Here is a 14,218-nt window from a genome sequence, read left to right on the forward strand (position 1 = left end):
ATTACTCAAAAAGATGTAATTTTGCTCCAAAATTTTAGACTTGGTAAAAATAGGCGACATAGAACTACCAGATTTTCCATTGCTTTTAGCACCAATGGAAGATGTAAGCGATCCTCCGTTTAGAGCATTGTGTAAAGAACAAGGAGCAGATGTAGTATATACCGAGTTTGTGTCTAGCGAAGGCCTTATTCGTAATGCGGCCAAAAGTGTTATGAAATTAGACATCTATGAAAAGGAACGTCCTGTTGGTATTCAGATTTTTGGTGCTAATATGGAGAGCATGTTGCAAACCATAGATATTGTAGAAAAATCTAATCCAGACATTATAGATATTAATTTTGGCTGTCCTGTAAAAAAGGTCGTTTCTAAAGGCGCAGGAGCAGGAATTCTGAAAGACGTCTGCTTAATGGAGCAACTTACTGCCGAAATGGTAAAGCGTACCAATTTGCCTGTAACCGTAAAGACAAGATTGGGTTGGGATCACGATTCTATTAAAATTGTTGAAGTTGCTGAAAGACTTCAAGATGTTGGCTGTAAGGCTATCTCCATTCATGGTCGTACGAGAGCACAAATGTATAAAGGAAATGCAGATTGGAAACCTATTGCAGAAGTTAAAAATAATCCAAGAATGCATATTCCTGTATTTGGAAATGGAGATGTAGACACTCCTGAGCGCGCCGCAGAAATGCGAGATGAGTACGGATTAGACGGAGCGATGATCGGTAGAGCTTCAATTGGGAATCCGTGGTTTTTTAAGCAGGTAAAACATTATTTTAAAACAGGAGAACATTTACCACCAATTTCTATGCAAGAACGTGTAGAAGCTGCTCGTCGCCATTTACAAATGTCCATAGATTGGAAAGGCGAAAAACTAGGTGTTTTTGAAACCAGAAGACATTACACCAATTACTTTAAAGGCATTCCTAACTTTAAAGAATATCGCATGAAAATGGTAACTAGCGATGATTCAAAAGATGTGTTTGATACTTTTGATGAGGTGTTAGATAAGTTTTCAGACTATCAATTTGAAAATCAATATTAAGATTGAATCAATTTCTTTGTGATTCTTTGAGATGCTATTCTCGATGCGATTATACCTAATCCAAAAATCGTTGTTAAAACAATTATAATATTAAAGAATTTCAGTACTACAGGATAAGGTAAATCTGGAGTAAGCATTATTAATGCAAAGGATTGTTGAGCCAAAACAATTAGAAAACCGAGGACAACACCAATAATACCGCTTACAAAGGTCATAAGACTACCTTGCCAAAAGAAAATAGACTTAATGGTTTTTGGCTCTGTACCTAAGTTAAAAAGCGTATTTAAAGATTTCTTTTTATCTAAGATCATCATTATTATGGCCCCAATAACATTGAATAAGGCTATGATAATTACCAAAGTAAAAATGAGATAAATCGCTAAATTCTCAGTATTCAACATTTTGAACAACGCTTCATTGAGTTGCTCTCTGTTTTTTATGACAAACCTATTTTTAAAAGTAGAGTTAATAGCATCTCTAACCTCGTTTTCGTCTGCTTCAGGATTTAGTTTTAATTCCAAAGCACTAATTTGATTGTCTTTATAGTTTAATAATTGTTTTGCTAAACCTATATCAGAAAACACATATTCGTCATTCAATTCTTCGTTAATATCAAATAAGCCTACATTATTAACATAAACTGCATTATATGCGCCCTTTATTGAACTTATTTGCCCCTTTCCTGGTTTAGGCACATACAAAGACAATGCTTTTCTAAAGTCTAAAATTCCAAAGGAAAGATTATGAGATATTCCCCAACCAGATACAACCTCGTTACTGTTTGGAGTAAACCAATAGCCTTTTGTAACCATAGAGTCGATGTACGTTACGTTTAGAAAATTAGAATCAACGCCTTTGAGTGTAGCCAATAGGTTTTTATTTTCGGACTTTAAGATAATCCGTTCTTCTATTACTTCAGAAAAAGAAGCAACACCTTGTATGTTTGTTAACGTGTTTTTGTCATCATCAGAAAACATGAAAGATTTTCCTTCAGCAGGAAAAATTTTCAAATCAGGATCAACAAAAGAAGAAAATTGAAGACTGTAATTTTTTAATCCAGCAAAAACCGAGAGTACAATAAATAAAGCCGCAGACGCAATAATAACACCTGCAGATGCAATAAGGGTCATAATATTTATAGCATTATTACTACTTTTAGAAAGCAGATAACGTTTAGCTATGTATAGCGAGAAATTCACTTAGGATTTTTTGCGCTTGTCTAATAAATCCTTGTTTTCAAGCGGATTGTCTTTACCTTTAAGAGAACGTTCTATACCATCAATATATTCTAAGGAGTCATCAATAAAGAATTCTAGTTGAGGCATACGTCTTAGTTGATGACGCGTGCGTTGAGAGAGTTCGTGTCTAATGAGAGGTGTATTAGAACGTATACCTTCTAAAAGCCCTTTCACTTCTTTATTAGGGAAAATACTAAGATAAACTTTAGCAATAGATAGGTCTACAGTAACATTAACTTTAGATACAGAAATAATTACACCCTTTAACCCACCAGAAGAAGCTGCGCGTTGCAACACTTCTGCCAAATCTTGTTGTAAAATACCAGCTATTTTCTTTTGTCTATTACTTTCCATAGTGCAAAAGTAGAGCATATTTAAAGATTATGGTATTTTTATAGAACAAAAATCATAGTTTCTATACAAAGGAATTCATTTCTTTGACGAAATTTTAAATTAATAGAATGAAAAAAATCGAACATATAGGTATAGCCGTAAAAGATATAGACGCTTCAAATAATCTTTTTGCGTCATTATTCGGAAAAGAACATTATAAAATTGAAGATGTAGAAAGCGAAGGCGTAAAAACATCGTTTTTTGAATGTGGACCAAATAAGATAGAGTTGTTACAAGCCACTAATGAGAATAGCCCAATAGCAAAATTTATAGAAAAGAAAGGTGAAGGTATTCATCACATAGCTTTTGCTGTAGATGACATAGAAAGCGAAATAGCTAGATTAACAGACGAAGGTTTTAAAATGATTCACGAAAAACCAAAAAGAGGAGCAGATAACAAATGGATTGCTTTTTTACACCCAAAATCAACAAATGGTGTATTAATAGAGTTGTGTCAAGACATTAGAGAATAATTTTCTTGTAGAGTTTTAAAATATATAGTAATATTGCACACTCTTTTTAAAAGAGTATTATTAGCAGCATGCTAATGGGTCCTATAACTCAGTTGGTTAGAGTATCTGACTCATAATCAGAAAGTCCCTGGTTCGAGCCCAGGTGGGACCACAAAAAGCCCTTCTAATTTTAGAAGGGCTTTTTTGTTTTTATTGACATTTGTCTAATTTAGACTCGTTCAGTCTTTCCGAGAACAGGAATTAATATTATATTTGCGTTAAATGTTCTTAATGTTTTGTGCGTATCTTCCCTAATTATAGCACATTTTAAGCATTTCGTCGATAATATTTACCGTTTAAAGACGTTTTTTAATTATATTTATTTTGTTAGATTGGTTTTTTTATTACATTTACGCACCCTTAATTGATAATATGAAGAATAGAAAGATAATTGTACTAATCTTATTTTTATCCATGGGTTTTGCCTCTGTGGCACAAGGAGCTACACCTCCGCCACCGATACCACCACCTCCACCAGGCCTTCCAATAGATGAAGGGCTAATGGTATTATTTACTCTCGCGTTTAGTTTTGGGGTTTATAAAGCGTATAAAATTTCAAAAAAACTAGTTTCTTAAGTCATTAAGACGTTTTACATACTTACCTATAACATCAAACTCTAGATTTACAGTGTCACCCACTTTAAGTTTATTGAATGTTGTGTGTTCGTAGGTGTAGGGAATTATAGCTACAGAAAATTCATCTATTTTAGAATTAACAACGGTAAGGCTTACACCGTTTACTGTAATTGAGCCTTTTTCTATAGTGATGTTGTTAAGTGCTTTATCATATTTAAATGTAAAAACCCAGCTACCATCTTCTTCCTTTATCGAAATACATTTAGCAGTTTGGTCAACATGTCCTTGTACAATATGGCCATCTAACCGATCTCCAAGCTTCATTGCTCGTTCTACATTTACAAAATCGCCTGACTTTAACTTTCCGAGGTTAGTTTTATCTAAAGTCTCTTTAATAGCAGTGACTATGTAATCATCTTTATCAATAGAAACTACTGTTAAGCAAACTCCATTATGAGCAACACTTTGGTCTATTTTAAGTTCTGAAGTTATAGAAGTTTGCACTGTTATATGAAGATTTTCACCCTCAACCTCAAGATTTTTAATAATTCCTAAATCTTCTATTATACCTGTAAACATAGTATCCGCTTTATTTGGTTAAATTTGCATTTACAAAGTTAAGTACACAAATTAACTCCATTGTACGTTTTAATAAAAAAATAGGATAATTGCAGTATGAAGAAAGACGAAAAAGTGATTGTAGGTATTTCGGTTGGTGACCTCAACGGCATAGGACCAGAAATTATCATTAAAGCTTATGAAGATAATAGGGCCTTAGAACTAAGTACTCCGGTAATATTTGCATCAGGTAAGACAATGCAGTTCTTTAAAAACCACTTTAAGAGCAAGATAAATTTTTTCAATATAGATAGTCCAGAAAAAGTAGTTCATGGTAAGGTAAATGTTGTTAATGTTTGGAAAGAACCTGTTAAAATTGAATTTGGAAAAGAAGACAAAAAGATAGGTGAATATGCAATAAAGTCACTTGAAGCAGCTACAAGTGCATTAAAAAAAGGGTTAATAGACGTTTTGGTAACGGCTCCAATTAACAAACACAACATCCAATCAGAAAAATTTAATTTTCCTGGACATACCGATTATCTTGCAAAAGCGCTTAACGGAAAAAGCTTAATGTTTATGGTTGCTGGTGATTTGCGTGTAGGATTACTTACCGACCATGTGCCACTCAAAGATGCAGCTAATCATATTACAGAGGATTTAATCAGAGAGAAAATAGCAACAGTTACAAATTCACTAAAGCAAGATTTTGGCATCAGTAAACCTAGAGTCGCCGTATTGGCTATTAACCCTCATGCAGGCGATAATGGTGTTATAGGCAAAGAGGACGATGTGGTTTTAAGACCAACATTAGAAAAGATAAGAGAGGAAGGAACGCTGGTGTATGGTCCTTATTCAGCAGACAGCTTTTTTGGCTCTAATAATTATAAAAGTTTTGATGCTGTAATTGCCTCTTATCACGACCAAGGGTTAATACCTTTTAAAACTATTGCGTTTGGAGGTGGTGTAAATTACACAGCAGGACTCAGCAGAGTAAGAACATCTCCAGACCATGGCACCGCCTATGAAATAGCCGGAAAAGGAGTAGCAGACGAAAATTCTTTTGTACAAGCAATCTATACAGCAATAAACATTTTTAAGAACAGAGAAGAGTTCAATTTTTATTCAAAAAACCCTCTCAAAAAAGCCTCAAAATAGATATTAACAAATTTTGTTGATATCTAGCCTTTAAATAAGGAAAAATTTATATATTTGCAGGCTCAAAATGGGTGTGGTAATGAAGGCATTAAAAGATTTTACAATTCAATTTGTTGGGTTAAAAGAAGGAGAGCACCATTTTGATTATAGTATAGATAATAGGTTCTTTAAGAATTTTGAGTATGATGAATTTAATGAGGTTGATGTAAAAATTGACTTAAAACTCATTAAAAAATCAACATTATTAGAGTTGTATTTTGATGCATCTGGTTTTGTAAATGTTAATTGCGACCTTACAAACGAACCCTATAATCAAGACATTGAAGATGAATTTAAACTTGTTGTAAAGTTCGGTGCAGAATATAATGATGACAATGAAGATATCTTAATTATACCACATGGAGAGTACGAAATTAATGTAGCTCAGTATATTTATGAACTCATTGTTTTAGCCGTACCTGCTAAGCGAGTACATCCAGGCATAGAAGATGGCACATTAAAATCTGAAATACTATCAAAATTAGAAGAATTGAGCCCTAAAGAGGGAAAAGAAGATAAAACATCTGAGGATATAGACCCTCGTTGGAATAATTTAAAAAAACTATTAACGGATAAATAACATTTAAAATGGCACATCCAAAACGTAAAATATCTAAAACAAGAAGAGATAAAAGAAGAACACATTACAAAGCTTCTGTACCTCAAATAGCTACTTGCCCGACAACTGGTGAGCCACACTTATATCACAGAGCACACTGGCACGAAGGAAAATTATACTACAGAGGACAAGTATTAATTGACAACTCTACAGAAGAAGAAAACTTAGCATAAGTATTATGCACGCATACAATAAAACGCTCACTTGTGGGCGTTTTTTTTATTTAAATTTTCTGAATAAGTGAAAAACCACTTAATTTGCATAATTATTTGCCAAAAAATGCTAAAAACTGAATAGAAACAGTTCTTTTTTATCATTTTTCAATACTTTTAATTAATCTAAAAGCTAATAATGAGTAAAATCACAGCGGCAATAACAGCTGTAGGAGGTTATCTACCAGACTACGTGCTTTCTAACAAGATTTTAGAAACCATGGTAGATACCAACGACGAATGGATTACAACGCGTACAGGTATTAAAGAGCGCAGAATCTTAAAGGACGAAGGCAAAGGAACTTCATTTTTAGCCATAAAAGCAGCTGAAGATTTAATTCAAAAAACTGGATTAGACCCAAAAGAAATAGATTTGGTTATTGTTTCTACAGCAACACCAGATATGAAGGCCGCCTCAACAGCAGCATACACAGCTACACAAATTGGTGCTATAAATGCATTTTCTTACGATTTGGAAGCAGCGTGTTCTAGTTTTCTATTTGGAATGTCGACAGCAGCAGCTTACATAGAATCTGGTCGCTATAAGAAAATACTTCTTATCGGAGCCGATAAAAATTCATCTTTCATTAATTATAAAGACAGAGCTACTTGTATCATTTTTGGAGATGGAGCAGGTGCCGTATTGTTTGAGCCTAATGAAGAAGGCTTAGGATTACAAGACGAATTATTAAGAAGTAATGGTGAAGGACGTGAGTTCTTACAAGCAACTTACGGCGGATCTTCTTACCCTATGACCCAAGAAGCTTTTGATGAAGGTAAACACTATGTATTTCAAGATGGAAGAACGGTATTTAAAAATGCTGTTTTTAATATGGCTGACGTAGCAGAACGAATTCTAAAAAGAAACAACTTAACAAATAACGACATTTCTTGGTTAGTTGCACATCAGGCAAACAAAAGAATTATTGACGCCACAGCACAACGTATTAACCTCGAAGAAGAAAAGGTAATGATGAATATAGAAAAGTACGGAAACACGACTTCTGCAACTTTACCATTATTACTAAATGATTATGAATCTCAACTCAAAAAAGGAGATAATTTAATATTTGCAGCCTTTGGTGGAGGATTTACATGGGGTTCAATCTATTACAAATGGGCCTATAACCCTAACTAAAAACTAACTAACAAAAACTATCTAAATATTATGGATTTAAAAGAAATTCAGAACTTAATCAAATTCGTAGCCAAGTCTGGTGCAAGCGAAGTTAAGTTAGAAATGGATGATGTTAAAATAACAATCAAAACAGGTTCAGATAATGAAACAACTATCGTGCAACAAGTTCCTGTTCAAGCAGCTGCACCTGTTGTTCAACAACAAGCTCCAGCTCCTGTTGCAGTTGCGCCAGAAGCACCTGCTGCACCTGCAAGTGACGATTCTAAATATATTACTGTTAAATCTCCAATTATAGGAACATTCTATCGTAAGCCTGCTCCAGACAAACCAGTTTTTGTTGAGGTTGGAACAGATATTAAGGAAGGAGATGTTCTATGTGTTATTGAAGCTATGAAGCTATTCAATGAGATTGAGTCTGAAGTTTCTGGCAAGATTGTAAAAGTTTTAGTAGATGACTCATCTCCTGTAGAGTTTGACCAACCGTTATTTTTGGTTGATCCATCATAACAATTGAAAATTCCAATCCACTAATCCCAAACCCAATTATTTGGAATTTGGTGCTTGGAAGTTGAATTTTTAAACCAAAAGTTATGTTCAAAAAGATACTTATTGCAAATAGAGGGGAAATAGCACTTCGTGTTATTAGAACCTGCAAAGAAATGGGTGTTAAAACAGTTGCTGTTTATTCAACGGCAGATGCAGATAGTCTTCATGTTAAGTTTGCAGACGAAGCTGTGTGTATTGGCCCAGCACCTAGTAGCGAATCTTATTTAAAGATTTCAAATATAATAGCAGCTGCAGAGATTACAAATGCAGATGCCATACATCCAGGATATGGTTTCCTATCTGAAAATGCTAAGTTTTCCAAAATATGTGAAGAGCATGGCATAAAGTTCATTGGAGCTTCTGAGGAAATGATTTCTAAAATGGGAGACAAAGCAACAGCAAAGGCAACTATGAAAGCTGCTGGTGTACCTTGTGTTCCTGGTAGTGATGGTATTATTGCAGATTACGAAGAGTGTGTTGTACTTGCCGAAGAAGTAGGCTATCCTGTAATGCTAAAAGCTACAGCAGGTGGTGGAGGTAAAGGTATGCGTGCTGTTTGGAAAAAAGAAGATTTAAAAGCAGCTTGGGACTCAGCAAGACAAGAGTCTAAAGCAGCCTTTGGTAATGACGATATGTATATGGAAAAACTCATTGAAGAGCCAAGACATATCGAAATTCAAATTGTAGGGGATTCTAGAGGTAAAGCATGTCATTTATCAGAAAGAGATTGTTCTATTCAAAGAAGACATCAAAAGCTAACTGAAGAAGTACCTTCTCCGTTTATGACGGATAAGCTCAGAGCAAAAATGGGTAAAGCTGCAGTTAAAGCAGCTGAATTTATTAAATACGAAGGAGCAGGAACAATAGAGTTTTTGGTTGATAAGCACAGAAATTTCTATTTCATGGAAATGAATACACGTATTCAGGTAGAGCACCCAATTACAGAGCAAGTTATTGATTTTGATTTGATTAGAGAGCAAATTTTGGTAGCTGCAGGTGTTCCAATTTCAGGAAAGAACTACACACCAAACTTACATTCTATTGAGTGTAGAATTAATGCTGAAGATCCTTTTAATGATTTTAGACCATCGCCTGGTAAAATAACAACACTTCATGCTCCAGGAGGTCATGGTGTAAGATTAGATACACATGTGTATGCAGGTTATAGTATTCCACCTAATTACGACTCTATGATTGCCAAGTTAATTACTACAGCGCAAACAAGAGAAGAGGCTATAAATAAAATGAAGCGTGCTTTAGATGAGTTTGTAATAGAAGGTATAAAAACGACTATACCGTTCCACAGACAGCTAATGGAGCATCCAGATTATTTAGCTGGTAATTATACCACTAAGTTTATGGAAGACTTTAAAATAAAGCCCGAAGAAGAATAGTATAAGAAGCGACCAAACGGTCGCTTTTTTTATTGTACATATCTCAAAATATTTGCTAATCATCGTTAATTTACCATTTCAATTAAGAAAGCCTTAAGGAATTAGGCTTTTTTTTGTAAAGTCCTTAGATAACTGATACCTTTGTAGGGAAAAATAAAATTGTTCTAAGATGAAAAAAAATTACCCTAAATTCCTTTTAACCTTTTTTCTTGCTTTGTTTTTTGGCATAATAGGAAATGCCCAAAAAACGGGTAACATATGGTCAATCAACAAAGATCAAATTAAGAAAGAAGATGTAGCTTTTTATAAATCCAAGCCCAAATATTCAACGATAATTACAATTAATCTTGAAGGGTTAAAGCAACAATTAGCAAATGTTCCTCAACGTCAATTTTCTACTAAAGATCAAGGAGTAGTACTTCAGTTCCCTAATCATGAAGGAAAACCTGAATCTTATTTGGTACAAGAAGCTTCTGTGATGGAGTATGAACTACAATCACAGTTCCCTGAAATAAGATCATTTGTTGGAAAAGGAATTGACAACCCTGCTGCAATAATTAGATTTAGTATATCTCCTCAAAAGGGTTTTAGTGGCATGGTATTGTCTGATAGCAAAACAGTTTTTCTTGAGCCCTACACCCAAGATTTAAAAACATATATAGCTTTTATAAATTCTGATGAAGATGGTCCAAGAGGAAGTTTTGTTTGTGAAACAGAATATGATCCGGCAGATTTTAAAATATCTGATGAGGATTTTATAACAGCAAAAAATGCGAATGATGGCATACTAAGAACCTATCGTTTAGCTTTAGCTTGTACAGCAGAGTACGCACAGTTTCATGGAGGTAATGTTGCTAATGTATTAGCGGCAATGAATGTAACCATGAATAGAGTAAACGGTGTTTACGAAAGAGACTTAGGATTGACTATGGTTATAATAGCAAATAATCAAGATATTATATTTTTAGAGGATACAGCACTAAATCCAGACCCTTATACTAATAATAGTGGCGGTATAATGCTTGACGAAAATCAAACAACTTGCGATAACCTCATAGGATCAGCTAATTACGACATAGGTCATGTTTTTAGTACTGGAGGAGGTGGAATAGCTCAATTACGTTCTCCATGTACCGCAAACAAAGCTAAAGGAGTAACAGGTTCTCCAGTACCTCAAGGCGATGCTTTTGATATAGACTATGTTGCTCATGAGATGGGACATCAATTTGGAGGCAATCATACTCAAAACAATAGTTGTCAAAGGTCGAGTGTGTCTGTAGAACCTGGAAGTGCTTCTACAATTATGGGCTACGCAGGTATTTGTGCTCCTAATGTTCAAAATAATAGTGATGATTATTTTCATGGGGAGAACATAAAAGAGATGTGGGCTAACATATCATCTGGCCCAAGCAGCACTTGTTTTGCTAGTAGCACAACAAATAATGCAGCTCCCGCTGCCAACGCTGGTGCAGATTACACAATTCCTTTATCTACAGCATTTGTTTTAAGGGGTTCTGCAACTGATGCAGATACAGCTTCAGGGTTAACCTATTGCTGGGAGCAAACAGATGCAACACCAGCAACGATGCCTCCGCAATCTACTAATTCTGCAGGGCCTTTATTTAGGTCTTTAGATCCAACCACGTCTCCGAATAGATATATGCCAACTTTGAGCACTGTTTTCTCGGGTTCTTTAGCCACTACTTGGGAGGTTGTGCCGTCTGTAGGTAGAACTATGAATTTTTCACTAACAGTAAGAGATAATGAAGTGGGTGGAGCTGCAACAGACTCTGATGATATGACAGTGACCGTTCAGAATTTTTCCACACCATTTACGGTTAATACACCACCAACATGGGGAGCAAATTCTAGTCAGACAGTATCATGGGTTGTTGGTCAAACAAATTCAGCTCCAATAAATTGTCAAACTGTAAATATTTTGTTTACAACCAATGGTGGTTTTTCTTTTACTACCCTAGCCTCTGGTGTTCCTAATACAGGTTCAGCAACAATAACAGTTCCAGGTATAGGTAATACTAGTAATGCTAGAGTTTTAGTAGAAGCAGCAGATAACATTTTTTATGCGGTATCTAATGCTTTTTCAATCTCAAACGTACAAGACTTTAGCATAAATGCTACTAATGGAGATGCATTTGTATGTGGGCAAGATACAGCTTCAATAGACTTTAGTTTTATAACGTCTAATGGTTTTTCTGAGACAACTTCATTTAGTGTATCTGGTTTACCTGGAGGCGTAGGTTCTAATATAAACCCAATGTCTTTAAATACTGACGGTACGGTAACACTTAATCTAACAGGGTTAAATTCTTTAGCGAACAACACCTATACGATTACACTTATTGCTACCTCACCATCAATCACAAAACAAACAACCGTAGATTTAATAATTACAGATGGAGTTTGTCCTTCGGAAGGAAATTTAAGCTTTCAGACAAGAACAACAGGTGTGATTTTTAATACTATTAATAACTTAGATGCAGGCCCTAAAACCTCTCCTTATACAGATTTCACATCAATTTCTACTGATGTTGAGGCTGGTATGGATTACGATTTATCTGTAAGAGCGAACTCTGATGGTAATTACCGAATTAGTACCAGAGTATGGATTGACTGGAATCAAAACTGCTCGTTTGATGATCCTGGCGAAGAGTATGATTTAGACTTAGGTACGACTGCAAATATTGCGGACGAATTAACAGACGGTTCGCCTCTAACGATAACGGTTCCTGTAGATGCAGTTGCAGGTACAACAACAATGAGAGTAAGTACTAAGTACTCTCCTCCATCTCCTAATCCACTAGACTTCCCTACGTCTTGCGAAACAGGTTTTGATGGTGAGGTAGAAGACTATTCTTTAAATGTTATTAATGACTTGAGTATAGAAGACAATGAGTTAGACAACTTAAGCGTTTATCCAAACCCAAATAATGGCACCTTTACTATTGGTTTTAACTCAAGATCGGGTGAGGATATAAGTATTGAAGTATTTGATATTAGAGGTAGAGCTATTTATACTAAGACCTTTAATAGCACTAATAGATTCAATGAAGTGATTCAACTAAGTAGTGCACAATCAGGTGTGTATTTATTGAATATTTCTGATGGCTCTTACAAGACAACCAAGAAAATTATAGTTGAATAATTCTTAAGATTAAACTCAAAAGCTCCTTATATTGAGGAGCTTTTTTTTGCTATGAATTTATCGTATTGGGAAATAAAAACGTGGTTTACAGAGGTCGATTTCACTATCGTTGGAAGTGGAATCGTTGGGCTCAACACAGCATTTCATTTAAAAAACAGATTCCCAAGCGCTAAGATTGTAATACTAGAACAAGGGGTTTTGCCACAAGGGGCCAGCACTAAAAATGCAGGTTTTGCTTGTTTTGGAAGCCTAAGTGAAATTATTGACGACCTAACAACACATTCAGAAGAAGAGGTGTTAAATCTCATTACAAAACGAATAAATGGCTTACAATTACTTCGCGAAACCTTGGGAGATAAAGCTATAGACTATCAAAACCTTGGTGGATATGAGTTATTCACAAAAGAGAATGAGCCACTTTATAATCTATGCCAAGAGAAACAAGAGTATATTAATAAGTCTCTAAAGCCTATTTTTAACGATGATGTCTTTAGTTTTAAATCAAATAACTTTGGGTTTAAAAACATTCAATCTCGATGCTGTTTTAATCAGTTTGAAGGACAGCTAGATACAGGTAAAATGATGGAGGCGCTTCTTCATAAGGTGTTGAGTTTGGGTGTTAAAATCATTAATAACTGTACTGTAGAGACCTATTCAGAAGGAACAAGCGATGTAAAGATAAAAACCAATCAATTTGAGTTTTCGACTTCAAAACTTTTAATAGCCACAAACGGATTTGCTTCAAGATTAATAGACGAAGAAGTAAAGCCTGCAAGAGCTCAGGTTTTAATCACCAAACCTATACATAATCTGCACATCAAAGGAACATTTCATTTAGATAGAGGCTATTACTATTTTAGAAATATAGATGATAGAATTCTATTTGGAGGTGGAAGGCATTTGGATTTTAAAACAGAGGAAACAGATGAATTTGGGCAAACAGAGCGTATTCAAAATACTTTAGAGTCGTTACTAAAAACCACTATTTTGCCCAATATAGATTTTGAAATTGACCATAGATGGTCTGGTATAATGGGAGTTGGCCAACAAAAAAAGGCTATTGTAAAACAACTTAGCAATAATGTTTTTTGCGGAGTAAGACTTGGCGGTATGGGAGTTGCTATTGGTAGTAGTGTTGGAAAGGATTTAGCAGATTTAATGGAATGAACACAAAAGAACAGCTATACACTAAATGTAGTGATGTTTTACAAGCACGTTTAGCACTTGTTAAAAAAAGCATTTTAGACCTTGAGAATGCGTTGCAGTCTGAAACAAAGAGTAGTGCAGGAGATAAGCATGAAACAGGGCGAGCCATGATACAAATAGAGCGTGAAAAAGCAGGGCAACAGCTTGCAGAAATTCAAAAGAGTCAAGAGTTACTTCAAAAAATAGATTACAATTCAATACACAAAAACATTGCTTTAGGGAGTGTGGTGTACACTTCACAGCACAATTATTTCATAAGTATAAGCGTAGGTGAAATAAGTCTTAACGAGGCATCATTTTATGCCATTTCTCCATTATCACCAATTGCTAAATTATTATTAGGGAAGACAAAAGGAGACACTATGGTTTTTAGAGATAATTCCTTTGTAATATCAAAAGTGATATAGTCCTTTTTGCTAGTTTG

At 34.9% G+C, this 14,218-nt stretch carries 15 protein-coding genes and 1 tRNA gene; 13 read left to right on the plus strand and 3 right to left on the minus strand.

Annotated elements, in window-relative coordinates:
- Positions 1 to 40 precede the first annotated feature (40 nt).
- Complete coding sequence (gene dusB / locus MST30_RS05835) at positions 41 to 1,042, plus strand: tRNA dihydrouridine synthase DusB (RefSeq protein WP_243473446.1); 1,002 nt, start codon at positions 41 to 43, stop codon at positions 1,040 to 1,042.
- Here the strand turns inward: dusB and MST30_RS05840 are convergent.
- A complete protein-coding gene (locus MST30_RS05840) occupies positions 1,039 to 2,241 on the minus strand; it encodes an ABC transporter permease (protein WP_243473447.1) in 1,203 nt (400 codons plus the stop codon). The two genes, dusB and MST30_RS05840, sit on opposite strands and share 4 nt — an antisense overlap.
- Positions 2,242 to 2,634 carry a 30S ribosome-binding factor RbfA gene (gene rbfA / locus MST30_RS05845; RefSeq protein ID WP_243473448.1) on the minus strand — a complete coding sequence of 131 codons (393 nt, stop codon included), beginning with the start codon at positions 2,632 to 2,634 and terminating at the stop codon, positions 2,242 to 2,244.
- Positions 2,635 to 2,741: 107 nt separating this feature from the next.
- Here rbfA and mce point away from each other — a divergent pair, with 107 nt between their 5' ends.
- The 3 genes from mce to MST30_RS05860 all read left to right on the plus strand — a co-directional run bounded on the left by mce (position 2,742) and on the right by MST30_RS05860 (position 3,761).
- Complete coding sequence (gene mce / locus MST30_RS05850) at positions 2,742 to 3,146, plus strand: methylmalonyl-CoA epimerase (RefSeq protein ID WP_243473449.1); 405 nt, start codon at positions 2,742 to 2,744, stop codon at positions 3,144 to 3,146.
- A 77-nt stretch (positions 3,147 to 3,223) separates the two neighbouring features.
- Positions 3,224 to 3,297: transfer RNA gene (locus MST30_RS05855), tRNA-Ile, on the plus strand.
- A gap of 260 nt (positions 3,298 to 3,557) precedes the next feature.
- Complete coding sequence (locus MST30_RS05860; RefSeq protein WP_243473450.1) at positions 3,558 to 3,761, plus strand: Fjoh_0651 family PID-CTERM protein; 204 nt, start codon at positions 3,558 to 3,560, stop codon at positions 3,759 to 3,761.
- Here the strand turns inward: MST30_RS05860 and MST30_RS05865 are convergent.
- The gene (locus tag MST30_RS05865) at positions 3,750 to 4,340 is read right to left on the minus strand and encodes a riboflavin synthase (protein ID WP_243473451.1); all 591 of its coding nucleotides are present in this window, start codon (positions 4,338 to 4,340) and stop codon (positions 3,750 to 3,752) included. The genes MST30_RS05860 and MST30_RS05865 overlap by 12 nt on opposite strands.
- Positions 4,341 to 4,436: 96 nt before the next feature.
- On the opposite strand from MST30_RS05865, the gene pdxA reads away from it, so the two are divergent.
- From pdxA to MST30_RS05910, 9 genes are all read left to right on the plus strand, one after another.
- Entirely contained in the window at positions 4,437 to 5,477 is a 1,041-nt protein-coding gene (pdxA, locus tag MST30_RS05870; protein ID WP_243473452.1) for a 4-hydroxythreonine-4-phosphate dehydrogenase PdxA, read from the plus strand.
- A gap of 79 nt (positions 5,478 to 5,556) precedes the next feature.
- A complete protein-coding gene (locus MST30_RS05875) occupies positions 5,557 to 6,096 on the plus strand; it encodes a YceD family protein (protein WP_243473453.1) in 540 nt (179 codons plus the stop codon).
- 8 nt (positions 6,097 to 6,104) lie between these two features.
- The gene (gene rpmF, locus MST30_RS05880) at positions 6,105 to 6,308 is read left to right on the plus strand and encodes a 50S ribosomal protein L32 (protein ID WP_218545603.1); all 204 of its coding nucleotides are present in this window, start codon (positions 6,105 to 6,107) and stop codon (positions 6,306 to 6,308) included.
- A gap of 178 nt (positions 6,309 to 6,486) precedes the next feature.
- A complete protein-coding gene (locus tag MST30_RS05885) occupies positions 6,487 to 7,485 on the plus strand; it encodes a beta-ketoacyl-ACP synthase III (protein ID WP_243473454.1) in 999 nt (332 codons plus the stop codon).
- A gap of 30 nt (positions 7,486 to 7,515) precedes the next feature.
- Positions 7,516 to 7,992, plus strand: a complete 477-nt coding sequence (gene accB, locus MST30_RS05890; protein ID WP_243473455.1) for an acetyl-CoA carboxylase biotin carboxyl carrier protein — start codon at positions 7,516 to 7,518, stop codon at positions 7,990 to 7,992.
- A gap of 83 nt (positions 7,993 to 8,075) precedes the next feature.
- Positions 8,076 to 9,425, plus strand: a complete 1,350-nt coding sequence (accC, locus tag MST30_RS05895; protein WP_243473456.1) for an acetyl-CoA carboxylase biotin carboxylase subunit — start codon at positions 8,076 to 8,078, stop codon at positions 9,423 to 9,425.
- Positions 9,426 to 9,594: 169 nt separating this feature from the next.
- Positions 9,595 to 12,588 (plus strand): zinc-dependent metalloprotease, encoded by a 2,994-nt coding sequence (locus MST30_RS05900; protein WP_243473457.1) that lies wholly within the window; start codon positions 9,595 to 9,597, stop codon positions 12,586 to 12,588.
- Between the two features lie 51 nt (positions 12,589 to 12,639).
- A complete protein-coding gene (locus MST30_RS05905; RefSeq protein ID WP_243473458.1) occupies positions 12,640 to 13,755 on the plus strand; it encodes an NAD(P)/FAD-dependent oxidoreductase in 1,116 nt (371 codons plus the stop codon).
- Entirely contained in the window at positions 13,752 to 14,201 is a 450-nt protein-coding gene (locus tag MST30_RS05910; RefSeq protein ID WP_243473459.1) for a GreA/GreB family elongation factor, read from the plus strand. Before MST30_RS05905 ends, MST30_RS05910 begins: the two co-directional genes overlap by 4 nt.
- Positions 14,202 to 14,218: the final 17 nt, after the last annotated feature.

It is taken from the genome of Winogradskyella sp. MH6 (assembly GCF_022810765.1).
Lineage (GTDB): Bacteria > Bacteroidota > Bacteroidia > Flavobacteriales > Flavobacteriaceae > Winogradskyella.

Bases quoted from the DNA above. Each gene is read 5' to 3' on its own strand.
- rbfA (WP_243473448.1), bottom strand. From the start codon at position 2,634: ATGGAAAGTAATAGACAAAAGAAAATAGCTGGTATTTTACAACAAGAT.
- mce (WP_243473449.1), top strand. From the start codon at position 2,742: ATGAAAAAAATCGAACATATAGGTATAGCCGTAAAAGATATAGACGCT.
- MST30_RS05860 (WP_243473450.1), top strand. From the start codon at position 3,558: ATGAAGAATAGAAAGATAATTGTACTAATCTTATTTTTATCCATGGGT.
- MST30_RS05865 (WP_243473451.1), bottom strand. From the start codon at position 4,340: ATGTTTACAGGTATAATAGAAGATTTAGGAATTATTAAAAATCTTGAG.
- pdxA (WP_243473452.1), top strand. From the start codon at position 4,437: ATGAAGAAAGACGAAAAAGTGATTGTAGGTATTTCGGTTGGTGACCTC.
- MST30_RS05875 (WP_243473453.1), top strand. From the start codon at position 5,557: ATGAAGGCATTAAAAGATTTTACAATTCAATTTGTTGGGTTAAAAGAA.
- rpmF (WP_218545603.1), top strand. From the start codon at position 6,105: ATGGCACATCCAAAACGTAAAATATCTAAAACAAGAAGAGATAAAAGA.
- MST30_RS05885 (WP_243473454.1), top strand. From the start codon at position 6,487: ATGAGTAAAATCACAGCGGCAATAACAGCTGTAGGAGGTTATCTACCA.
- accB (WP_243473455.1), top strand. From the start codon at position 7,516: ATGGATTTAAAAGAAATTCAGAACTTAATCAAATTCGTAGCCAAGTCT.
- accC (WP_243473456.1), top strand. From the start codon at position 8,076: ATGTTCAAAAAGATACTTATTGCAAATAGAGGGGAAATAGCACTTCGT.
- MST30_RS05900 (WP_243473457.1), top strand. From the start codon at position 9,595: ATGAAAAAAAATTACCCTAAATTCCTTTTAACCTTTTTTCTTGCTTTG.
- MST30_RS05905 (WP_243473458.1), top strand. From the start codon at position 12,640: ATGAATTTATCGTATTGGGAAATAAAAACGTGGTTTACAGAGGTCGAT.
- MST30_RS05910 (WP_243473459.1), top strand. From the start codon at position 13,752: ATGAACACAAAAGAACAGCTATACACTAAATGTAGTGATGTTTTACAA.